Here is a 21,766-nt window from a genome sequence, read left to right as displayed (position 1 = left end):
TGACCAGCCTATCCGCCATGATCGACCTCAGGCGTCGGCCGGTGTCAGAGCCTCGACGGCGGCCAGCGGATTCCAGTAGTCGTCGAACCGGGTGACCAGTCCGTCGGCGCCGGTGTGCACGACCACGATGAAGTCCTGCTGGAACCGCTTGCCGGTGGGCCGGGCGGTCCCGTCGAGCTTTCCCCGCGCCACGGCGACCTGCGAACTGGCCGTCGCGATGAAGGTCAGGTCCACGAGCCGTGCATCGAAGGTTTCGGTGAAGCCACGCATGTGCGCGTGCAAGGCTTCGCGCCCGTGCAACTCGGTGACCATGCCGGGCGGGGCGAAGGGGAAGGTGAAGGTGGCGTCGGTGGCGAAGAGAGCAGCCCAGGCGTCCAGGTCGGCGGCTGTCAGCAACCGCAGGTGCTCGGCCGCAGCGTGCTGGGCGGGGGTACGGATCTCGATCGTGTCGGTCATGATCGAAACCTACCGTCTCCATTAGTGGTTAACCTATAACAAAACACTGTGCGATCGATCATGACGCTCGGCGCTTGCCTGGCCGAGCTTTCCCTGCTCTGCGGTGGGACCGTCTCGGCTTCCCCAAACAAGGGCCAGAACCCCGCTTCGTAGCCAGCGAGACGGCCGGCAACGGCGCCACGGCCTTCGCCCTGTGGTCGAAATGCAGCCGCAGATCAGATTGCGACCGAACCGTCAATGAGCAAATCACGATTGCGTGAGGCCACAAGCGACCTGGAACTGCAAGGCATTGAGACTCCCATCTCGGTCGGCGGAGTTCCTGGCCGACGAGAGAAACGGTCCCTATGCTTGCCCGCGGAATGCACTGCGGCTCATCCGGGGCCGAGGGGAACCCCACGAGGATTTGCGAATGCGCCGGGATTCTGCCCTGAACAACGGCACTGCTGATGCCAGCGGAGTAACACCGGGCGGCACGCGCCAATCCGCCATCGCCGAGGAACAGGCGTTCCTCGACCTGGCCACGGCCCGGCGCGACAGGCTGACCGAGCACCTGGAGGTCGAGCTCTCGTCGGAGGCCCTGGACGCGTTGGAACATGCCCGGCAGCGCATGCTCCGTCAGCAGTACGAAGAGCTGCAGCGAGCTCGGGAGGGGCTGGTCTTCGGTCGCCTCGACGGCCTTGATGGCACCGTGCGACACGTAGGCCGTGTCGGTCTCCGCGACGACGTCGAGGACAGTGAGCCACTGCTGGTGGATTGGCGCGCTCCCGCAGCCCGGCCGTTCTACACCGCGACGGCCGTCGACCCCCAGGGTCAGGCACGACGGCGTCACGTACGCACGAACGGGTCGACCGTCGTCGGGGTGGACGACGAGCCGCTGGACGGGAGCATGACGGCCGAACTCGTCGGTGAGGGCGCCCTCCTGGCCGCCCTCGACCAGCGGCGCACCGGTGTCATGTCGACGGCGATCTCCACGCTGCAACGCGAACAGGACGACATCGTCCGGGCCAGGGCGACCGGCCCGCTGGTCGTCCAGGGCGGTCCCGGCACCGGCAAGACCGTGGTTGCGCTGCACCGCGTCGCCTACCTGCTGTTCACCTACCGAAAGATGGCCGAGCAGGCGGTCCTGGTCCTCGGCCCCTCGCCGCGTTTCCTCCAGTACATCGGCCAGGTGCTACCCGCCCTCGGTGAGACCGCCGTCGTCTCGGCGACCTGCGACACCCTGCTGGCCGACATCCGCGTGGGCCGCGACGAGAATCGGCTTCTCGCCGAGATCAAGGGCCGCGCCCTCTGGCAGCCCGCGCTCGAGAGCTACGTCGCGTCGCTGCTCCCCCGACCCCGTGAGCTGAAGCTGCGCTGGGAGGGCGATTTCTACGTCATCGACGCCGCAACGGTGGCGCAGGCGCTCGCCTCGGCGGTGCAGGGACGCCCCTACCACCGGGCCCGCGCGGCGTTCGCCGAGCAGTTGCACCACCTCCTCGCCGACGCCGTCGCCGAGCAGCGCGAGACGTTGATGAACGAGATGGAGGAGGGCTTCGAGGACATCCTCGCCCGCGTCGACAAGGGGATGGAACATGACCACCGTCCCGCCCGGACGTCCACCGGCAGCGACGTCGACGGGCTGCTCTCCGAGGAAGAGATCGAACACCTGCATACCCGTATCGCCGAGAACGCCACCATCGCCCGGTTCGTCGAGGCATTGTGGCCCACCCTCGACGCCGAAACCCTGCTGGGTGACCTCCTGAGCGACCGCGCCCTGCTGGCCCGGACCGCCCCGCAACTGTCGCCGGAGGAGCTCACCGCCGTCGCGGCCGAGCCGGCCCCATGGGCATCGAGCGACATTCCCCTGCTCGACGCCCTCGCCGACCTGCTCGGCGACGTCGACGCCCCGCAACCACAGGGCGAGTTCGTCGCCGACCACGCTCGCCGGCAGCGCGGCTGGGTGTACGGCCACGTCGTCGTCGACGAGGCGCAGGAGTTGTCCGAGATGCAGTGGCAGATGGTCCTGCGGCGCTGCCCCAGTCGCTCCATCACGGCCGTGGGCGACATCGACCAGGCCGAGGCAGCGCACCGGCACACCAGCTGGGCGCAGGCGGTGCAGGCTGCTTTCGGAGACCGCTGGACCGCCGCGGCACTGACCATCTGCTACCGGACCCCGCGTGAGGTCATGGACCTCACCAAACCGGTCTTGAAGAAGGCTGGCAGCCACAACACGCCGCCACGGGCGGTGCGATCCTCCGGCATCGCCCCCTGGGAGCTCACGATCACCCCCGCCGAGCTTGCCGGCGCCGCTCCCCAGGCAGTGCGGCAGCTCCAGCAACGATGGCAGGGCGGCATGGTCGGCGTCATCGCCCCCGCCGCCCGCGTCGCCGAACTCCGGGCCGTGCTGAGTGATGTGCCAGTGCTCACCGCGACCCAGTCCAAGGGACTGGAATGGGACGCGACGCTACTGGTCGACCCTCAGGGCATCGCCGCCGAACCGCGCGGCTGGAACGGGCTCTACGTCGCGCTCACCCGATGCACCCAGGAACTCGGGCAGCTGATAATCACGCGGTAGTCGGGCTCTTCACAGACGAGGGTGTGGTCGCGGGCCTGGGCCTGCGGTTGGCGGGGTCAGTCGGTGGTGGACGTGTCTGGTCCAGTCGCGGCATACCGGGCGGCGATGGTGCGGACGGCCTCGTCGACCACCTGAGCGACGCGTTCGGCGCTCACCTCCCAGCCCGGCACGAGGAGTGTCGGCCAGAAGACGTAGTTGGAGATCATGCCCAGGAACTGGGTGGCTGCGAGCTCCACGTCCTCGACCCGCGCCGTTCCCGCCTCGTGCTCGGCCAGGAGGTAGCCGCGTACGGACTCGAAGTAGGGCATCTTCCCGTGTGAGAACTGCGCGTGGGCCAGTTCGGGGAATCGCGGCAGCTCGGCGATGACGATTCGGAACAGGTCGGTCATCCGGGGCTGGCTCAACAGCTCGGCGTAGCGGCGACCGATGGTCCTGAGCCCGTCGACGAGGTTGCCCGCCGGCGGAGGCTCCTCTTCGTCAGCTGTTGCCCAGGACTCGGTGACGATGGCGTCGAACAGGGCAGCCTTGCTCGGAAACTGCTTGAACAAGGTGGCCCGCGAAACGCCCGAGCGCTCTGCGATCTGCGCCAGCGACGTCCGGTCGTAGCCCAACTCGAGGAACAGTGCCGTCGCGGCGGTCACGATCAGCGCGCGTTTCTCCTGGGCCACACGCTGGTGATACGTCGTCACGACCCTGCTCATGGACCGAGCATACGAGGTGAGTGGCTTGACTCACCACTGCCGCCGACCTAGTGTCAGAGCAGTGGTGAGTCGCTCGACTCACCATCGACCGGCGTTCCCGGTCGGTCGCCCCTGTACCGAAGGAACATCTGATGAACCGCTTCGACAACCAGACCGTGCTCGTGACCGGTGGGACCGGCGGCCAGGGCTCCAGCCACGTACGGGCCTTTCACGCGGAGGGAGCGAACGTGGTGATCGGCGGCATCGACGCCGAACGCGGCGCCGCTCTCGCCGACGAGCTCGGGACCCGTGCTCGCTTCACCCGCCTCGACGTCACCGACGAAAGCTCGTGGTCGGCCGCTGTGCAGGCCGCCGAAAGCACCTTCGGCGCCCTGAACGTGCTCGTCAACAACGCGGGCGTCCAGAACCCGCCGGCGCTGATCGAGAACACGGACCAGGCCACGTGGTCGCGCATCCTCGACATCAACCTCACAGGGACCTTCCTCGGCATCAAGGTCGCCGCCCCCGCTCTGCGCCGAGCGGCAGGGGGAACCATCGTCAACATCGCCTCGACGATGGGCCTGGGCGGCACGGCGCACTACGCGCCGTACGTCGCCAGCAAATGGGCCGTGCGTGGTCTCACACGAACGGCGGCGCTCGAGCTCGGCCGCGACCACATCCGTGTGAACACCATCCACCCCGGCGTGATCGCGACCCCCTTCATCCAGGAACCAGCAGCTGGCGCCACCATGGCAATCGCCGACTTCTACTCACCCGACCCGTTCGCCATCCCCCGGCTTGGGGAACCGGCCGACGTCACCCGGCTTCTCCTGTTCCTCACGTCATCGGACGCCTCGTTCATCACCGGTTCGGAGTACGTCATCGACGGTGGCCTCCTCCTCGGCCCCGCCCTTCAGGCGGAGACCGCATGAGCAACCGACTGGCATGCGAACCTCCTGGGCGGGTTCAGACGACGACTGCACCCTCAACCGTGAGGAGTCGTAAGAGATCCGAAAGGGTTCGCGGCCAGTTCGACGGTCGCGGCGGTCGTACGCTCCGGGAATGAGGGCATCGATCTTCCGGTCACCGGTGGCGTTGGCTGGTCTCGCCACCGTTGTCGTCGTGGCGGTTCTGGCCGCCTACTGGTTCCAGCCGTGGAAGCTGTTCACCGACACGTACGTCGACGAAGCGCTTCCTCCCGCCGGGGTGACACCGGCCGCCACGACGCCGATGTCCACGCACCAGTCCCCCACGGCATCGGCCACCATCCCTGCGGTCAACGAGATCCTGGCCGCGGGCGAGTTCGTCACCCATGAGCACGAGACGACCGGCAGCGCCGAGATCGTCCGGCTCGCCAACGGTCGCCACCAGCTGGTCGTGAAGGACCTGAAGACGTCGAACGGACCGGACCTGCGGGTGTGGCTGACCGATCAACCGGTCACCCGAGGCACGGCCGGCTGGCGGGTGTTCGACGACGGCGAATGGGTCGAGCTGGCAAAGCTCAAAGGCAACAAGGGCAACCAGGTGTACGAGCTACCAGCCTCGGTCGACCCGCGCGACTTCCGCAGCGTCTCCATCTGGTGCAAGCGGTTCGCGGTCTCCTTCGGCGCGGCCGACCTCACGAGCACCTGATCAGGCCGCAACCTGCCGGACAGGGCATTGACATCTTTCACTGTGCAATCTAGCGTCGGAGCGAATCGATTCGACGTCCAGCCAGGTGCTGCGGCACCGCAGATGATCCGGTCACATGGTGCTCGGGCGCGCACGGCGTGGGCCACATCGATTCGACGACGGACTGGTCCTGCGTGGGCGGCGGGACCAGTGGCGGGGACCTGTGTCCATGAGCCGGCCGGGTGCCGCGGACCTCGTCCAACCATTTCGTGCCGAGTGGCGGGAGCCCCATCATGACAAGACGCAGACCCATCCTTGGTTTTCTCGCGACGGCGGCAGTCGTCGTGACCGTGGGCGCGGCGGCGCTGGCCGGTGGCTTGAGCACCACTGCGTCCGCCGCGAACGTCGCAGCCGCCGCAGCGACCGCCGGGTGCGGCAAGACGCCCGGACTGAACAGCGGCACCCACACCATCCAGAGCAGCGGAAAGAGCCGCAGCTTCATCCTTCGGCTGCCCGACAGCTACAACAACACCTATGCCCACCGGCTGGCCTTCGGGTTCCACTGGCTTGGCGGCACCGCCAACCAGGTCGCGTCGGGTGGAACCGACGGAGCCGCCTGGGCCTACTACGGCATGCTCTCCCAGGCGAACAACAGCACCATCTTCGTCGCCCCGCAGGGCCTCAACAACGGCTGGGGCAACTCCAATGGCGAGGACGTGACCTTCACCGACGACATGATCCGCGTCATCGAGAACGCTCTCTGCGTCGACACCACACAACGTTTCTCGGTCGGGTTCAGCTACGGCGGCGCGATGAGCTACTCGTTGGCGTGTTCCCGACCAACGGTGTTCCGCGCGGTCGCGGCAATCGCGGCCCCGGGGGCGATCAGCGGATGCAGCGGCGGCACCCAGCCGGTGGCGTACCTGGGGATTCACGGCATCAACGACAACATCCCTAGCGGGCGGTCACTGCGCGACAGGTTCGTCCGCAACAACGGTTGTGCCGCGCAGAACCCACCCGAACCAGCGGCGGGCAGCCGGACCCACATCACCACCGCCTACTCCTGCCAGGCCGGATACCCGGTGGTCTGGGCCGCGTTCGACGGCGGCCACCAGCAAGGTCCGGTGGACGGGTGCGCCGGCTGCGAGAGCGGCGCGCGGAGCTGGGTCAAGCAGGAGGTGTGGCGGTTCTTCACCCAGTTCGGCTCCAGCGTGCCGCCCACCACTCCGCCACCATCGACCCCGCCGCCGGGCCAGCAGAACGTGCTGATCGCGGGTAGCCAGTCCGGCCGGTGCATCGACATCCCCAACTCCAGCACCAGCAACGGCGCCCGCCCGCAACTCTGGGACTGTCACGGTGGCACCAACCAGCGCTGGACCCATACCGCCAACCGCACCCTGACCGTCTACGGCAACAAGTGCCTGGATGCGAGCGGGGCAGGCAGCAGCAACGGCACCGCTGTCCTCATCTGGGACTGCAACGGCCAACCGAACCAGCAGTGGAACGTGAACTCCAACGGCACCATCACCGGCGTCCAGTCAGGGCTCTGCCTCGACGCCGTCGGTTCCGGCACGGCCAATGGGACGCAACTACACCTCTGGGCCTGCCACGGCGGCACCAACCAGCAGTGGAGCACGCGCAACTAGTGCCGCATCGCTAGACGTCCCCCATGGTGGAGACGCGCCGCCCGGGTCATGTCCCGGGCGGCGCGCGGCCGCTGTGCCGCCAGGGGCGCGGCGCGTCTCGGTTGCGCACCGCTGATTAGATGTGCTGATGGGTCCGTGGGAAGCAACATTGCTCTCATCGCCACGATCGGGTCGGTCGGGGCAGCGGTCGGAGCCTGGTTCCAGGACAAGCGCAGCTCGGCGACCCAGCTCGCGGCCGTGCAGCGCAAGCTCGACCTGGTTATGGATCACCTCGGCATCGTCGCGCCCGTGGAGTCGGAAGTGGTCCGGCACCTGGAGAGCGGCCGGGTGATCCAGGCTGTACGCGTGTACCGCCAGCAGACCGGCGCGAGCCTGGTCGAGGCGAAGCAGGCGGTGGACCGCATCGCCGCCGGGGTCCATCTCCAGCGGTAACACCGCTGCCAACATCCTCTCGCCCGTCGGAATTCGGCGCGGCCGTCGCTGTCCGCTCACCTCAGAGGTGGCGGTGATTCTAGGATTCGGGCAGGGCCGCGCAGCCCGGAGACCAAGGATCACCTCGGGGCGACGGCTGCGCGCCTACTCGGAAGAACCACGGCAGGAAGGACAGCGGCATGACCGACCGCGAGCGCGCCACCCCGGCCATCCCGGACGACGATCCCAGCCGAACCCTGACCGTGGCCAACCCCGACGACCCCGCAACCACCTACATCTCTCTCGCCGGTGGCACCTACGCCATGCTGATCACCGGTGAGCAGACCAACGGTCAGTACTGCCTCATCGACATGCGCATCCCCGACGGCGGAGGACCGCCGCCACACCGGCACGACTTCGAGGAAATGTTCACCATTCTCGAAGGCGAGATCGAGTTCACCTTCCGCGGGGAGAAGCACCTCGTCCGAGCCGGTTCCACAGTCAACATCCCGGCCAACGCGCCGCACAATTTCCGCAACACCTCCGGCGCACCTGCCCGCATGCTGTGCGTCTGCACCCCGGCAGGCCAGGACGAATACTTCCTCCGCGTCGGCGACCAGGTCGCCGGCAAGGACGCACCGCCGCCGCAGCTCACCGACGACGAGATGGCGGAGCGCCGGCAACGCGCAACCGATCTGGCACCCGACTACCGCACCGAGATGCTCTGACCGACCAGCGCCGGCCAGGAGAACCCGAGAGTACGACGTCCAGCGCTCATCGCTCGACCCGTACCGGCGCGGTCTCCCGGGCGAAGCGCAGCAGGGCGGTGAATGCCAGCGCGGACGTCACCGCTCCGCCGGCGAGGCGTACCCAGTGACCGGCGACGAACTCCTCGGCGACCTGGCGCAGATACTCCGGGGAGTGCGTGCCGACCGGGTCGACGAACATGATCTCGTTGCGCGGCCAGAAGAACACCACCGAGAACAGGAACTCGCAGGCGATGAAGACCACCGCGGCGGCGGCGACGTACCAGCGCAGTCGCCGATTGCGCCACGTGAGGGCGGTCGCGGCGAGGCTCGTCAGGACGACCGAGGCGCCCAGCGGTGGGAAGTAGTCGCTCGGGCCGCCTGCGACCAGGAACTCACGGGCCCGGTCCAGCGAGGCGGGGGCATCCCCGAAGACATTCGGGTAGAGCATCACGGTCTCGGCCGCGACCCCACCAAATGACATCATCGCCGCCCAGACGAGCACGATGAGCACGATCCAGGTCAGCTTGATACGGGACACAGCAGCACTTCTCCCTGGTTTTCGGGCCCCTGCGGGCACGATCTGTGATGTCGTCGTCGACGCTAGGTCGCCAACTCGGGACCGTCTGCCGCGCCGACGCGCGAGCTGACATCGCTTCTCGACGTACGTGCCGGGGCGGGGATGATGCCTGCGGACGGCAGCGGCGCGGGCGCGCACCGACTTAGGCTCACGAACGTGCAGGCCACCTCACCCACCCGAACCGAGGCGCTGCTCGCCGTGGCCATCCTGGGCCTGGTCACGGCGGCGGTCGTGACCGAGGGCGCGTCAACCTCCCAGGCGGCGTTGGCGGGCGGATTCGGGGTCGGACTGGCCGTACTGCTGCTGGTGGCCCGGCGTTGGACGGTCCCCGCGCTGCTGGCGACGGCCGCCGGCATCCTCGGCTACTACGCGCTGGAGCTGCCGCCGGTCGGCGTGGCCGCCCCGGCCGCCGCCATCCTCTACGTGGCCGCGCAGCGGGGCCGGGTGGTCCCGGCCGCCGCCGTCGGCGGGACTCTGCTGATCGTCTCGGTGGCTGCCCGGCTCATCGAGAGAGACGACATCTCTGTCGTGATCGGTGCCGCTCTGGGCTCCGAGGCGGCACTGATACTCGCCGTCATCGCTCTGGGTGACGCCGTCCGCAACCGGCGTTCGCTCCGGGCCGCGCTGGCCCGGCAGGCCGCCTTCGCTGCCGAGGAACGCCGCCGGGAGGCCGCCCGGCAGGTCGAGGCCGAGCGGCTGCGCATCGCCCGGGAGGTGCACGACACGCTCGGACACACCATCTCGGTGATCACCCTCCAGTCGGCTGTGGCGCGGGAGGCACTTGCCAATGCCGAGCCCGGGCAGGCCGAGGCCGCCCTGGCCGCGATCCACTCGGTGAGCGGCAGCGCCATGGCCGAGCTGCGCGCCACGTTGGGCACCCTGCGTCGCGAGCCCGGACCGCGCGAGCCTGCGCCCGGTTTCACCCAGCTGCGTACGCTCGTCGAGGGCGTCCGCCGAGGCGGGCTGCCTGTCGAGCTGCGCCTCGACGGCTCGGTCGACGCCCTGCCCACGGTGGTCGGCAGCACCGTCTACCGGATCGTGCAGGAGGCACTGACCAATGTGCTGCGCCACGCCCACGCCACCCGCGCCACGGTGACGATCCGGGCGACCCCGTCCGGGTTGTCGGTGGAGGTCGTCGACGACGGCCGGGGATCCACCGGCGGCACGGCAGGTGAGACGGGTCAGGGGCTGCGCGGCATGTCGGAGCGGGTTGCCCTGCTCGGCGGCACCCTCGATGCCGGCGAGGCCGCTGACGGCGGTTTCCGGGTCTCGGTCCACCTACCGCTGGCCGGGATCGCCGCATGAGCGACGTACGCGTCGTCCTCGTCGACGATCAGCACCTGGTGCGCACCGGACTCCGCGCGTTGCTGGAACGCGCTCCGGACATCACAGTGGTCGGCGAAGCCGGCGACGGCCGGGCCGCCGTGGCAGTCGCCCGGGAACAGCGGCCCGACGTCGTCCTGATGGATGTCCGGATGCCTGGTGGCGACGGCATCGAGGCAACCCGTCGCATCCTCACCGACCCGACGCTGGCTGACGTCCGGGTGGTCATGCTGACCACCTTCGACGACGACGAGTACCTCTTCGAGGCCATCCGCGCCGGCGCCGCTGGCTTCCTGCTCAAGGACACCCCGCCCGACGCCCTGCGGGACGCTGTCCGTGTGGTGGCCGGCGGGGACGCGCTGCTGTCACCGGCGGTGACCCGGCGGGTGATCGCCGCGGCGGCCCGCTCCCCCGTCGCGGATCCAGCCCGGCTGACCGGGCTCACCGGGCGGGAACGCGACGTCCTGGCACAGGTCGGCACCGGACGGTCGAATGTGGAGATCGGGGCGGCCCTGCATCTCAGCCCGGACACCGCCCGCACGTACGTGAGTCGCCTGCTGCACAAGCTGAACGCCCGCGACCGCGCCCAGCTCGTGGTCATCGCGTACGAGAGCGGGCTGGTCCGACCCGGCGACGGCTGAGCCTGGGTCGGCGAGCATCGGTCGTGGTGCGCGCCCCGACCCCCTATCGTCAATCATCGATCTGGGTCGACGCTGTCCGGCTCGTCGTCGGGATCGTGGGCGGGCGGGGCACCGGAAATGCCGGGGCACGCCAGCACCATCCCGCGAACTCGATCCGGCTCGGCGAGGGCGAGGTCGAGCGCGGTGCCGCCGCCCATGCTGCAACCGACGAACAATGCCGGCCCGACGCCGAGCCGGTCAAGCACCCGACGCAGATCGTCCAACCGGGAGAATGGCCCGGACGGCGGCGCGGAGCGGCCGAAGCCCCGCACCTCGTACCGGATCAGCCGGTGCTGCCCGGCGAGTCGCTCCCAGACGGGGTCCCAGATGCGAGAATCGCCCTCGCCCTGGGTGCAGGAGCACGACCGGCGGCAGGCCGCCCCCGGTGTCTTCGGCCCAGACGGACCCGTCCCGCACATTGATCAACTGCCCCACGGCGACGAGCCTCCCACACGGGCGGCGCTCAGACGCGGGGATATCGACTCGAGTGCGAAGTTCCTGCTTGGTCGCAGAACAAATACCGGAGACATCTTCTGTTATCGATCACTGCCACGCCGTGACCTCGACGCTGCCGGCCTGACTTACGAAACACGCCTCAGACTCGGGCAACCCGGACGGCGTCGGCCACGACGTAGCCGGCTGCGCTGGTCCACCGACTCACCGCAACCAGGTTGCGGTCACCGGCAGCGAGCGCAAAGGTGCCGAGCGAACGCCAGACGCCACCGTTGGAGCGCTGGTCCACGTTGAGTGTCTGGTTGCCGGAGGCGGTGACGATGACGTGCGGGGTGGTGCTGTTGTAACCCGGGTCGGCCGGGTGCCGTACCTCGATCCGATAGTTCCCGGCCGCCGGGATGTCGACCTTGAACCAGGCGGCGTCGCTGGCGGGGGTGGGGCTGACGAAGCGGTAGTCAGCGCCGTAGCGCTGGCTGGAGTAGGCCGAGCTCCCCCAGTTGGCGCTCGCCGTGAACCGTCCTGCGGTGGCGTTGTCCACGATGACGCTGAAGGTGGGCGGGGTGGTACTGCCCAGTCCCAGATAGCTGGCGATGCCCTGGGCGTGCGCGCGGGCGGTGGCAGTGATGAAGTCGGCCCGTTTGAGCAGGTTCGCGTCCGCCACGGTGTCGATGAAGAGGTTCTCGGTGAGCACCGCGGGCATGGTCGTCTCGCGCAGCACATGGAAGTTGGCGCTCTTCAGCCCTCGGTCGGTGACTGCACCGACCGACCGCATACCGGCGATCACTCTCGGATGCAACGCGTTGTGCAGGTTGGTGGTGGCGGCGTCCGCCGTCAGGTACCGGTAGCTCTCGAAGCCGGTGCCGCCCCCGGAGTTGATGTGCACACTGACGAAGAGGTCAGCGCCCCAGGCATTGGCGTCATCGGTGCGGTAGGCCAGGCTGCGAGTGATGTCGGTCGTTCGGGACATGCGGACGTCGACGTTCCAGTTGGCCAGCAGAATACTGCGCAGTTGCAGGGAGATGTCGAGCGTCAGGGCCTTCTCCTGCAACCCGTTGCCGACCGCCCCAGAGTCGGTGCCGCCGTGGCCGGGGTCGATGTAGACCTTGGGCGACGCGGCCCGCGCGGGGCTTCCGAGAATGGGGACGGCCGCAGCACCAGCGAGGGCCGCCAGGAGGGTACGCCGCCGCAGCGCCAAGTCGTCGAACATGTGCACCTCTCAAGGGAAACCGAAGAGATCAACGATGCGCAAAATATAGCGGATCATCGATGGTCTTGAAAGATGTCTACGTGTAGCGATCTGATCGCCGGAGGTTTCCGCCAGCGCGCGCCGCCCGGTGCACCAATCATCAGGTGACGCACTGTGTTGGCGAGCCGCGCGTCCCACACGTTCGGTCCCATGTGTGGCGCGACTGGGCGTTGATCGCAGTCATCGCGCCGGCGATCATGTTGGAAGGGAATACTCCGGCCCGATCTGCCGTGGCGGGTGGGCTGCGTCGTCGTCGCGCTCGCGCTGCTGCCGACGCTCCTTCGCGGCGTACGAAGCCGCTCGCGATGGTGGCGATAGCGTTCGGCCTCACGACGGTCGGCCCATTCGTGCGGCCCGGCGATGCCTGTCAGATGTTCACGGCGAGCTTCCTGGTCCTCCTGGTCTCCGCGCTGTTCCGCTGGGGCTCCGGCCGGGATGCCGTGATCGGTTCGTTCTTCGTGGTGAGCGGCTCGCCCGCGACCTGCACGACACCGTTGCCCACCACGCGTCGGCGATGGCGATCCGCGCCCAGGCCGGCATCGCCGCCTCGGCGAGCCAGCCAGGCGCCGCCGTCGAGGCGCTCCGTGTCATCGAGGCCGAGCCCTCCCGTGCGCTTCCCTGAGATGCGCGCCATGGTCCGCGTCCTGCGCCGCAACCAGCCCGCCGGCCGATCAATGAGTTTCGGGTCGTGCGGCGGTCACAACCTGCAGAACCGTTGGCAGACTGACGCGTTCGTACCCGAAGGAGACGCATGGCAAAGCTCATCTACTCGATGATCACCTCCCTCGATGGCTACGCCGAGGCGGCGGAGGGCGACCTCGGCACCGGCGCCGACGATCAGGAGGTGCACACCTTCGTCAACGACCTCTTCCGCCCCGTCGGCACGTACCTCTACGGCCGACGGATCTACGAGACGATGGTCTACTGGGAGACCGCGCACACCGAGCCCGACCAGCCGCCGCACATCCTGCAGTATGCCCGCGACTGGCAGGCCGCCGAGAAGGTCGTGTACTCCACGACGCTGGAGTCGGTGTCCAGCGCGAAGACCAGGATCGAGCGGACCTTCGACCCGGACGCGGTGCGCAAGCTCAAGGCCGAGGCTGATCACGACCTCACCGTCGACGGTCCGAACCTCGCGGCCCAGGCGATCGCGGCCGGCCTGGTGGACGAGTACCACCTGTTCATCACCACGAGCGTGGTAGGTGGCGGCAAGCGGTTCTTCCCCGACGGCGTGCGCCTCGACCTCGAACTGGTCGAGGAGCGTGCCTTTGACAGCGGACTTATCTACGCGCGCTACCGGACCCGTTGAGCCGCAGCGGTTGGTGAGGCTGCCGGCGGCCGAGCCGAGGCAGGTGTGACTGGTCGCGTGGACAGCGGTAGAGCGATATCCTTCGTCGCCCTCAACGTCCCTGGTCAGGAGACCTAGCGCAGTTCCGCGACTTGGGCTCGGGTGTTGGCCGGCGCTTCGGGGTGCCCGTGCTCGACGGTTGACCCGGACGTCAGCCACGGTCCTTCCGGCCAGTTCCCGCCGTCACGCCAGGTCGGCACCTCGCATGGCCTGGGTGAACGCCCAGGACCGTCGATAGTCGACGCCCGCGTGCTCGCCCGGCCCCTTGCTGAGGATCTGGTCGCACTGGAACAGCTCCTCCGCCCTGACCAGCAACCGCACCCTGCTCAAGCACGGCACCGACGGTGCGCGCCGCCACACCGGCATCGAGGTGCACACTCTGCACAAGGGAGACGCGCTCTTCGTCCCGCCGAACATTCCGCACGCCTTCGCCCCCGCCGACGGCCAGGATGCCGACTTCCTCGTCGTGATCACCCCCGGCAAGCCCCGTTTCGACTACTACCGACTGCTGGCCCTCCACGCCGCCGCGGGCGACAGCTCCCGACGAATGAGCCGAGCAGAAATAGGGTGTACGCGCGGACCTCGGGAGACTTCTAACCGCGCCCGTCCGGAGGCTGCTCTTTCGTCAGGTGGAGCAGGTGCCGATGTCGACGATCGACTTGTCGGCATCCTCGTAGGTGAGGTGATCGAGGTGGTGGTCGGACACGGTCGCACTCCATGGCGCTGCGCACGCCCCGAAAGGGCCGGCGGGTGGTTTCCGCCGGCCCCTCCGGCTGTGGTCACCGTCCGTAGAGCTCGAATTCGTAGAGCGAGAACCCGTACGAGGTGGCCCGCTTGACTCCGTACACCCGCACGTAACGGGCATTGACCGGGGCGAAGGTGGCGTTGTCGACGCCGCCGTTGCCGGAAGTGGTGCTGAACACCGGTTGCCAGGAGGTGCCGTCGCTGGAGACCTCGATCCGGTACTCGCTGCCGTACGCGGCCTCCCAGCGCAGCACCGCCCGACTGACGGTCCGCGTCGAGCCGAGGTCCACCCGGAGCCACTGGTTGTCGTTGTAGCTGCTGGACCACCGGCTGCCGAGGCTGCCGTCGACCGCCTTGTTGGGGGTGTTGCCGGTCAGGAACTGGGTGCTCGACGCGGTGGCCGGACGGCCCTGCGCCAGGTTCGTGAGGTTGTCGCCACGTCGCGCCGGGAACGAGACGACCTGCTGGTAGGTGGGGCGGTTCTGCCAGGCGATCAGCGGCTGGGTGATGCCGCCCAGCCCGGACTGGGCGATGGAGTCGGCGCACCACTGGTCGCCGGCTCCGCAGGACGCGTCACCCGGGTAGACCGTCGCGGCCGGCACCGCGGCGGCCTGGCCGAGCGCGTCGAGCAGGGCCTGCCGGCACGCGCCGAGGTTGCCGTTGCCGCAGTACGCACGCCCCGGCCCGCCGGCGACGGGGTCGCCGAGCACGGTGCGCAGGTCCTTGTCGACGTAGCCCCACCAGCCGTACTGGAACGACGAGCCCTTGTGCGCCTGCCCCTGCGGCGCCCAGCTCACGGCGCCGTCACGCCCGCCGTTCTGGCCACCGGACGGCGCCTCGTTCACCTCGATCGCGTCGACCAGGGCGGCGTACAGGTCGGGCCCGAGGCCGGGGCGGAACTGGGCTGCGGCCAGCAGCGGCCACCACGCGTCGAAGATCCGGATGGCCTCGGCGTGCTGGTAGACCTTGGAGCCGGGTGCCGTCTCCACCCGGCGGGTGCCGGCCTGCTGCCAGGCCCGCAGTTTGCTCACGGCGGCGGTCAGCGCCGGATCGGTGACCGGCGTGCTGTCGAGCACCCGCAGCAGCTCGCCGAGGACCTGCTGGCCGCGCAGATCGGTCACCGCCGCGTCTGCGGTGATCTTCGCGACGTCGGCGCGGCCGAGCTTGCGCTGGGCGATGGCGGCGCGCACCGGACCGTCCAGCAGTTGAGCCCTGTGCACCGCGCCGTAGCTGAAGTTGCCGTCGGCCGCACCGAAGTCACGCGCCTGCTTGTTGTTCCAGCTCACATAGTAGTCCTGGTCGACCGACTGCGGGTGGGCCGCTGCCGGGGTGTAGGTCGCGTCGTTGGTGTCCGGGTTCCAGCCCACCCACTCGTAGGCCGGTTCGGCCTTCGTGGGCAGGTTCGGGTCGGCGGTGGAGGGCCGCACGGGGTTCGAGCCGGAGTTGAAGTACGCCGCCTCGGTCGAGTTGACGTAGAACCAGTTGAACGCGTACCCGACGTTCGCGGCGGACGCCTGGAACGCCGCCGCGCTGCCCATCGCCGCCGGGTCGTTGTACGCCTGAAAGCCGATCGCCGAGTCGGCCTCGTGCCGGTAGGTGGAGCGCAGCTTGGTGAACGCGGTCGGCTGCCCGTCGACCAGCCCCCGGTAGGACACCAGCCCGTACTTCGTGCGCAGTGCCCGCAGCGTGTACGAGCCGGCCGGGGTGGAGTCGGCGAGCGTCGGCGACCAGGAGTTGCGCCGCTCCAGTGCCTCCATCGCCAGGCACTGGCCCCGGTAGAGGTAGCGGTTGGAGCGCAGTGTCGGGGTGCTGCCGTCGGTGGTGCACAGCGGCACGGCGTACGTGTCGGTCAGGTCCTGGGAGGCGGAGGTGGCGCTCCAGGCGTAGTCCTGACCACGACCGAGCAGCACGTAGAGGTTCAGTCCGGCGAACGCGGCGCCGCGCGCGCTGATCCCGGGCCCCTGGAGTTCCTGGAGCATGAGCAGCTGCGGGGCGAAGTAGCCGGTCTGCGGGCCGAACACGGCGACCGGGTTGCCGGTGGTGGTGTGCCGACCGGAGACCACCACCGCGTTGGACATGCCGTGCGCGCGCAGGTTGGACAGGCCGCCGAGCAGCCCGTCGGTGGCGGTGCTGGCACCGGCGCGGGCGGCGGCCCCGCCGCTGGCGTCGTAGGCGAGGGGCTCGGCGACGACCGTGCCGGCGTCGGGGAGCACCGCGCTGGTCGCGCCGGGCGGTGTCGCGCCGTACGGGAAGCCCTGCCCGTCGTGCAGCGTCAGCACCGTCTCCGGGTCGTTCTGCGAACGGAACGCCTGCCAGACCCGGTCGCCCTCGGTGGCGCCGTACCTGGCCCGGGCGGCCACCCGGACCAGCGCGGACTGGACCTCGCTGCCACCGCCTCCGCCGAAGAGCCCGCCGACCACACCGGCGGTGGCGATCAGGTCGGTCATGGTGAAGTGCGTCGGCTTGCCGGCACCGGTCAGCACGTACTCGCCGGGGTAGTTGTCGTCGGCGATCGACTTGTCGATGTAGGCGTTGATGCCGGCGATGTAGTCGACCACGTCGGTGTAGAGCTGCTGGCCGCGGGCGCCCTTGAAGCGCAGCGCGTCCACCTGTGCCTGGAGGTCCGTCTCCGAGTAGGGCGAGTTGGCCCAGATGCTCTGCTCCAGCTCACGGTTGCCCGGTGCGCCGCCGGCGAACGAGGTGAGTGTGCCGCGACCGGCGTGCCGCAGCAGGTCCATCACCCAGAGCCGGTCCTGTGCTCCGGCGTAGCCGGCGCCGAACATGGTGCCGGCGCGGGTGGTGCCGGTGACGTGCGGGACGCCGGTGGCCTTGTCCCGCACGATGGTCACGTCCGCGCGCGGTGAGACGGTGCTCTCGACCTGCCCGGCGGGGACGCCGAACGAGGCGTCGTTGTAGAAGTGGGCGATCTGCTCGTCGGTCAGCCCGGCGTAGTTGTAGACCAGGTTCGCGTACTCGTCGAGCTGGTCGCTGGAATGCGCCGGGCGGGTGTCGAGCGCCTGGTGGGCCAGGATGGCGGCCAGCGTGGCGTTGCCGTTCTGCCCGGGGGGCAGGATGTCCGCGCACTGGCCGAGGCAGTAGTCGTCGGGGGTGAAGGTGGCGGCGAGCGCCGGTGACGGCGGGATGGCCGTCAGGACGCTCGCAGTCAGGACGGCGGTGGTGAGCGCCGCGAGGCGGGCGCGCAGGGCGGGTCTGGGCATGACGGTCCTCCGGGGACGCGGAGTCGGGCCGTTCGGGTACGCCCGGCTGCCGCTGCCGACCTGTCGCCATCCGTGCCCGGGCGTCCTACCCGGAGGCGAGAAAGACTCACGTCGATCTCGACAATGATCGGCACAGGACGAGCCTTCGGGATAGTTCTCGTGCACCAGCTGCCAATGCCGACGTTTCGCCGCCCGCCGACGTCGATTCGAGGCAGCTCATATTGATTGCCGTAAACGTCTTCACTTGACCAACGTGAGCGCGTAATCTTCGTGAAACACATACTGAAACGATTCATCCCAGCCCACCGCCCCTCCCCCGTTCCGGGCCAACCACCCGCCTGCGCCCGTGCCGGGAGACCGCCGCCCAGAAGGATGAGGCCCTGGAATGATGCGCAGAACGCGCCGTCGCGCCGCACCCTCCGCGCTTCTCGTGCTGCTGCTCGGCCTGACGCCGTTGGCGGCTCCCGGCCCGGCCACCGCAGCGCCGGCAGCCGCGACGCTGACCGCGACCGACCTGACCACCGAACGCGCCACCGAACCGATCGGCCTGGACGTGGCGCAGCCCCGACTCGGCTGGCGGATCGACGCCACCGCCCGGGGCGTGCTCCAGGAGTCGTACCAGGTGCGCGTCGCCACCAGCGCGGAGCGCCTCAACGCCCCCGATGTCTGGGACAGCGGCCGGGTCCGGTCGCGGCAGAGCGTCCTCGTCCCGTATGCCGGCCCGCAACTGCGACCCCGCACCCGGTACGCCTGGCAGGTCCAGGTCTGGGACACCGCCGGCAACGCCTCCGGCTGGAGCACACCCGCGTCCTGGGAGACCGGCGTACGCGATGGCGCGGGCTGGCAGGCCGACTGGATCGGCATGCCGTCGGTGACCGAGGCCTGGACCGACTACACAGTGCAGACGACGGTACGGCTGGAACGCGACGCGGCAGGGATCTACCTCCGTGCCCGGGGCGCGGCGAACGCGTACATGTGGCAGTTCTCCATCACCAACGGCAGTGCCAAACTGCGCCCGCACGTCCGGGTCAACGGCGCCTGGACCGTGCTCAAGGAGGTGTCGCTCGGTGGAGTCGTCCCGGCCGACAGGCTGACCACGCCGCACACCCTTCGCATCACCGCAGCCGGGAACACCATCACCACCTGGGTTGACGGCACCCAGGTGGACGTCACCACCAGCACCGCGCACCAGGCCGGCTCGGTCGGCCTGCGTACGAACGGGCTGGAGTCCGGGGTCTTCTCCAACTTCTCGGTGACCAGCGGCGGCCAGACGCTCTTCGCGGCCCCGCTCACCGACGGGGTGAACCCGTTCGGGGCGGGCACTCCCACCTCGGCCGGCCTGCGGGTCGGCGGGGACACCGAGGCCATGCTCACCGCGCTGGACGCGAACCCGCTGCTGCGCCGGGGCTTCCGCGTCGACGGCACTGTCGCGCGGGCCCGGGTCTACGCCACCGCGCTCGGGGTCTACCAGCTCTCCCTCAACGGCCAGCGGGTCGGCGACCACGAGTTGGCGCCCGGCTGGACCGACTACCACAAGCGGGTGCAGTACCAGACGTACGACGTGACCCGTCAGCTCCAACCGGGCGACAACGCCCTCGGCGCCCTGCTCGGCGACGGGTGGTACGCCGGCAGCATCGCCTGGTTCGGCACCGACAACTACGGCTCCCGGCCGCACCTGAGCGCCCAACTGGTCATCGACTACACCGACGGACGCAGCGCGACGGTCGGCACCGACGGCTCGTGGCGCGTCACGGGCGGGCCGTTCCTGCAGAGCGACCTCATTCACGGCGAGACCTACGACGCGCGGCGGTTGCCGGCCGGCTGGGACCGGCCCGGGTTCAACGACGCCGGCTGGAAGCCCGCCACAGTCGACGACGTCGACGCCACCGACAAGATCGTCGCTCAGGTGGACCCGCCGGTGCGGGTCACGCAGGAGCTGCCGGCCCGGACGCTGACCCAACCCACCCCCGGCACCTGGATCTTCGACCTCGGCCAGAACATGGTGGGCAAGGTACGGCTGAAGCTCAACGGCCCGGCCGGCACGACGGTGCGCATCCGGCACGCCGAGGTGCTCAACCCGAACGGCACCGCCTACACCGCCAACCTGCGCTCGGCGCGGGCCACCGACCAGTACACGCTGCGAGGTGGCGGGGCCGAGGTCTACCAGCCGACGTTCACCTTCCACGGCTTCCGTTACGTCGAGCTGACCGGCTATCCGGGTACCCCCGACCTGTCCTCGGTCACCGGGCTGGTGATGCACACCGACGGGGACCTCACCAGCGAGTTCCAGACCTCCAACGCCATGGTGAACCAACTGCAGAGCAACATCACCTGGGGGCAGCGCGGCAACTTCCTCTCCATCCCGACCGACACGCCGGCGCGCGACGAGCGGCTCGGCTGGACCGGTGACATCAACGTCTTCGCCAACACCGCGACGTTCAACATGGACAGCCTGACGTTCCTCAGCAAGTGGTTGCAGGACCTGCGCGACGCGCAGTCGGCCAACGGCGCGTACCCCGACGTCGCGCCGCGCGCCTGCTGCGGGGACGGCGCGACCGGCTGGGCCGACGCCGGGATCACCGTCCCGTACGCGCTGTGGCAGCGCTACGGCGACACCCGGGTCGTCGAGGAGCACTACGCGTCGATGGTGCGGTACGCGTCCTGGTTGGAGAGCACCAGTTCGGGCAACCTGCGTACCAACGCCGGCCCGTACCTCGACTGGCTCAACCTTGAGGACCCGACGCCGGCCGGCGTGGTCGGCACCGCCTACTACGCGTACAGCATCCGGCTGCTGGGAGAGTTGGCCGCCGCCATCGGGCGCGACGCCGACGCGACCCGCTACGCGGCGCTGTCCAGGACCATCACCCAGGCGTTCGTCAACGCCTACGTCGCGGCCGACGGCACGGTGCAGGGCGACAGCCAGACCGGGTACGTGCTGGCCATCGGCATGGGCCTGCTGACCGATCCGCTGCGGGCCAGGGCCGCCGACCGGCTGGTCGCCAACGTGCAACGGCACGACTGGCACCTCTCCACCGGCTTCCTCGGCACCCCGGATCTGCTGCCGGCGCTGACCGCCACCGGGCACCTGGATGTCGCCTACCGGCTGTTGCTCAACGACACCTACCCGTCGTGGGGCTACGAGATCGGCAAGGGCGCGACCACGATCTGGGAGCGCTGGGACTCGATCAAACCCGACGGCAGCTTCGGTGACGTGGGGATGAACTCCTTCAACCACTACGCGTACGGCGCGGTGGGCGACTGGATGTACCGGACGGTCGCGGGCATCCAGCCCGACGCCGCCAACCCCGGGTACGAGCACGTCACGTTCGCCCCTCAGCCGGGAGGTGGGCTCACCTCGGCCAAGGCGTCGTACCGCTCGGCGTACGGAACGATCGGCAGTGACTGGGACCTCGACGCACGCGGCGACATGCGGCTGCGTCTCACAGTGCCGCCCAACACCAAAGCGACAGTGCGTTTCCCGACGCCCGGGCGTGAGGCGGTCACCGAGGGCGGCCGGCCGGCGGAGCAGGCTGCCGGGGTGCGGTTCGTCCGGATGGACGGCGCGGTCGCCGTGTACGAGATCGGGTCCGGCTCCTACTCCTTCGGGGTCGTCCCACCGACGGGCGCCTACGACCACGTCGACCTCGGCGTCGCGGCGTCCGAGCAGGCGCACCGACTCGCCGCCTCCACCTACTCGGCCACCAGCACCGAGGCCGGGTTGACCCGCCGGTACACCGACGTGACCCGCCCCGGCGGTTGGTTCGAGTTCGACCTCACGGTCAAACCGGGTGAGCCGTTCGCGCTGCGCTCGGTGGAGACGTACGACGGGCCGCAGCTCAAGGACTACCAGGTGATCGTGGACGGGGTGGTGGCGAACACCCGCTCGTGGCAGCGCACCGCTGGCGGGCCGGGCACGGTCAGCTACCAGTTCGTCGTCAACCTGCCCGATGCGACCCGCGACGGAGTGGTGCGGGTGCGGTATCAGGACACCGGCACCGGGTACGACCCGTCGATCGCCGACGTCTGGGCGATGCCTGCGGCCTGACCGGGCTGGGTGTTGCGGAGAGGAG

Annotated in this window: 18 protein-coding genes; 11 read left to right on the top strand and 7 right to left on the bottom strand. The window is 69.5% G+C overall.

Annotation, left to right across the window (positions count from 1 at the left end; all coding sequences use genetic code 11):
* Window positions 1-27: 27 nt before the first annotated feature.
* On the bottom strand, window positions 28-456 hold the full coding sequence (locus FBZ33_RS11235; RefSeq protein WP_099852420.1) for a nuclear transport factor 2 family protein: 429 nt from the start codon (window positions 454-456) through the stop codon (window positions 28-30).
* A 409-nt stretch (window positions 457-865) separates the two neighbouring features.
* Here FBZ33_RS11235 and FBZ33_RS11230 point away from each other — a divergent pair, with 409 nt between their 5' ends.
* Window positions 866-3,010: a UvrD-helicase domain-containing protein gene (locus tag FBZ33_RS11230; protein ID WP_141908974.1), complete on the top strand. Its 2,145-nt coding sequence runs from the start codon at window positions 866-868 to the stop codon at window positions 3,008-3,010.
* Window positions 3,011-3,066: 56 nt separating this feature from the next.
* On the opposite strand, the gene FBZ33_RS11225 is transcribed toward FBZ33_RS11230, so the two are convergent.
* A complete protein-coding gene (locus FBZ33_RS11225) occupies window positions 3,067-3,711 on the bottom strand; it encodes a TetR/AcrR family transcriptional regulator (RefSeq protein ID WP_088947668.1) in 645 nt (214 codons plus the stop codon).
* A gap of 131 nt (window positions 3,712-3,842) precedes the next feature.
* Between FBZ33_RS11225 and FBZ33_RS11220 the strand changes: the two genes are divergently transcribed.
* From FBZ33_RS11220 to FBZ33_RS11200, 5 genes are all read left to right on the top strand, one after another.
* Complete coding sequence (locus tag FBZ33_RS11220) at window positions 3,843-4,622, top strand: glucose 1-dehydrogenase (RefSeq protein WP_141908973.1); 780 nt, start codon at window positions 3,843-3,845, stop codon at window positions 4,620-4,622.
* A 130-nt stretch (window positions 4,623-4,752) separates the two neighbouring features.
* The gene (locus FBZ33_RS11215) at window positions 4,753-5,322 is read left to right on the top strand and encodes a DM13 domain-containing protein (RefSeq protein ID WP_141908972.1); all 570 of its coding nucleotides are present in this window, start codon (window positions 4,753-4,755) and stop codon (window positions 5,320-5,322) included.
* Between the two features lie 272 nt (window positions 5,323-5,594).
* Window positions 5,595-6,947, top strand: coding sequence for a ricin-type beta-trefoil lectin domain protein (locus tag FBZ33_RS11210; protein ID WP_141908971.1), 1,353 nt, complete (start codon window positions 5,595-5,597; stop codon window positions 6,945-6,947).
* A 135-nt stretch (window positions 6,948-7,082) separates the two neighbouring features.
* Window positions 7,083-7,379, top strand: coding sequence for a hypothetical protein (locus FBZ33_RS11205; RefSeq protein WP_221629453.1), 297 nt, complete (start codon window positions 7,083-7,085; stop codon window positions 7,377-7,379).
* Between the two features lie 179 nt (window positions 7,380-7,558).
* Window positions 7,559-8,086, top strand: a complete 528-nt coding sequence (locus FBZ33_RS11200; RefSeq protein ID WP_141908970.1) for a cupin domain-containing protein — start codon at window positions 7,559-7,561, stop codon at window positions 8,084-8,086.
* 46 nt (window positions 8,087-8,132) lie between these two features.
* Here FBZ33_RS11200 and FBZ33_RS11195 read toward each other — a convergent pair whose 3' ends face one another.
* A complete protein-coding gene (locus FBZ33_RS11195) occupies window positions 8,133-8,645 on the bottom strand; it encodes a DUF1772 domain-containing protein (RefSeq protein WP_255508811.1) in 513 nt (170 codons plus the stop codon).
* Between the two features lie 195 nt (window positions 8,646-8,840).
* Here FBZ33_RS11195 and FBZ33_RS11190 point away from each other — a divergent pair, with 195 nt between their 5' ends.
* Window positions 8,841-9,989 (top strand): sensor histidine kinase, encoded by a 1,149-nt coding sequence (locus FBZ33_RS11190; RefSeq protein WP_141908969.1) that lies wholly within the window; start codon window positions 8,841-8,843, stop codon window positions 9,987-9,989.
* Window positions 9,986-10,648 (top strand): response regulator transcription factor, encoded by a 663-nt coding sequence (locus FBZ33_RS11185; RefSeq protein WP_141908968.1) that lies wholly within the window; start codon window positions 9,986-9,988, stop codon window positions 10,646-10,648. Before FBZ33_RS11190 ends, FBZ33_RS11185 begins: the two co-directional genes overlap by 4 nt.
* A gap of 53 nt (window positions 10,649-10,701) precedes the next feature.
* Here the strand turns inward: FBZ33_RS11185 and FBZ33_RS11180 are convergent, their stop codons facing one another.
* Entirely contained in the window at window positions 10,702-11,106 is a 405-nt protein-coding gene (locus tag FBZ33_RS11180; RefSeq protein ID WP_210792694.1) for an alpha/beta fold hydrolase, read from the bottom strand.
* A gap of 176 nt (window positions 11,107-11,282) precedes the next feature.
* Window positions 11,283-12,347 (bottom strand): N-acetylmuramoyl-L-alanine amidase, encoded by a 1,065-nt coding sequence (locus FBZ33_RS11175; protein WP_141908967.1) that lies wholly within the window; start codon window positions 12,345-12,347, stop codon window positions 11,283-11,285.
* 553 nt (window positions 12,348-12,900) lie between these two features.
* On the opposite strand from FBZ33_RS11175, the gene FBZ33_RS33730 reads away from it, so the two are divergent.
* Together FBZ33_RS33730 and FBZ33_RS11165 are read left to right on the top strand one after the other, a co-directional pair.
* The gene (locus FBZ33_RS33730) at window positions 12,901-13,008 is read left to right on the top strand and encodes a hypothetical protein (RefSeq protein WP_357969564.1); all 108 of its coding nucleotides are present in this window, start codon (window positions 12,901-12,903) and stop codon (window positions 13,006-13,008) included.
* Between the two features lie 129 nt (window positions 13,009-13,137).
* Window positions 13,138-13,695 carry a dihydrofolate reductase family protein gene (locus FBZ33_RS11165; protein ID WP_141908966.1) on the top strand — a complete coding sequence of 186 codons (558 nt, stop codon included), beginning with the start codon at window positions 13,138-13,140 and terminating at the stop codon, window positions 13,693-13,695.
* A 222-nt stretch (window positions 13,696-13,917) separates the two neighbouring features.
* Here FBZ33_RS11165 and FBZ33_RS32720 read toward each other — a convergent pair whose 3' ends face one another.
* Both FBZ33_RS32720 and FBZ33_RS11145 read right to left on the bottom strand, forming a co-directional pair.
* A complete protein-coding gene (locus FBZ33_RS32720) occupies window positions 13,918-14,064 on the bottom strand; it encodes a hypothetical protein (RefSeq protein ID WP_185755270.1) in 147 nt (48 codons plus the stop codon).
* Between the two features lie 449 nt (window positions 14,065-14,513).
* Entirely contained in the window at window positions 14,514-17,696 is a 3,183-nt protein-coding gene (locus FBZ33_RS11145) for a penicillin acylase family protein (RefSeq protein WP_141908965.1), read from the bottom strand.
* A gap of 385 nt (window positions 17,697-18,081) precedes the next feature.
* Between FBZ33_RS11145 and FBZ33_RS11140 the strand changes: the two genes are divergently transcribed.
* Window positions 18,082-21,741 (top strand): family 78 glycoside hydrolase catalytic domain, encoded by a 3,660-nt coding sequence (locus tag FBZ33_RS11140; RefSeq protein ID WP_221629451.1) that lies wholly within the window; start codon window positions 18,082-18,084, stop codon window positions 21,739-21,741.
* The last annotated feature ends 25 nt before the right edge of the window (window positions 21,742-21,766 follow it).

This window comes from Micromonospora sp. A202, from assembly GCF_006715105.1.
Lineage (GTDB): Bacteria > Actinomycetota > Actinomycetes > Mycobacteriales > Micromonosporaceae > Micromonospora > Micromonospora zamorensis.
The sequence above is the reverse complement of the archived record's forward strand: the minus strand, read 5'-3'. Positions and strand labels throughout refer to the sequence as shown.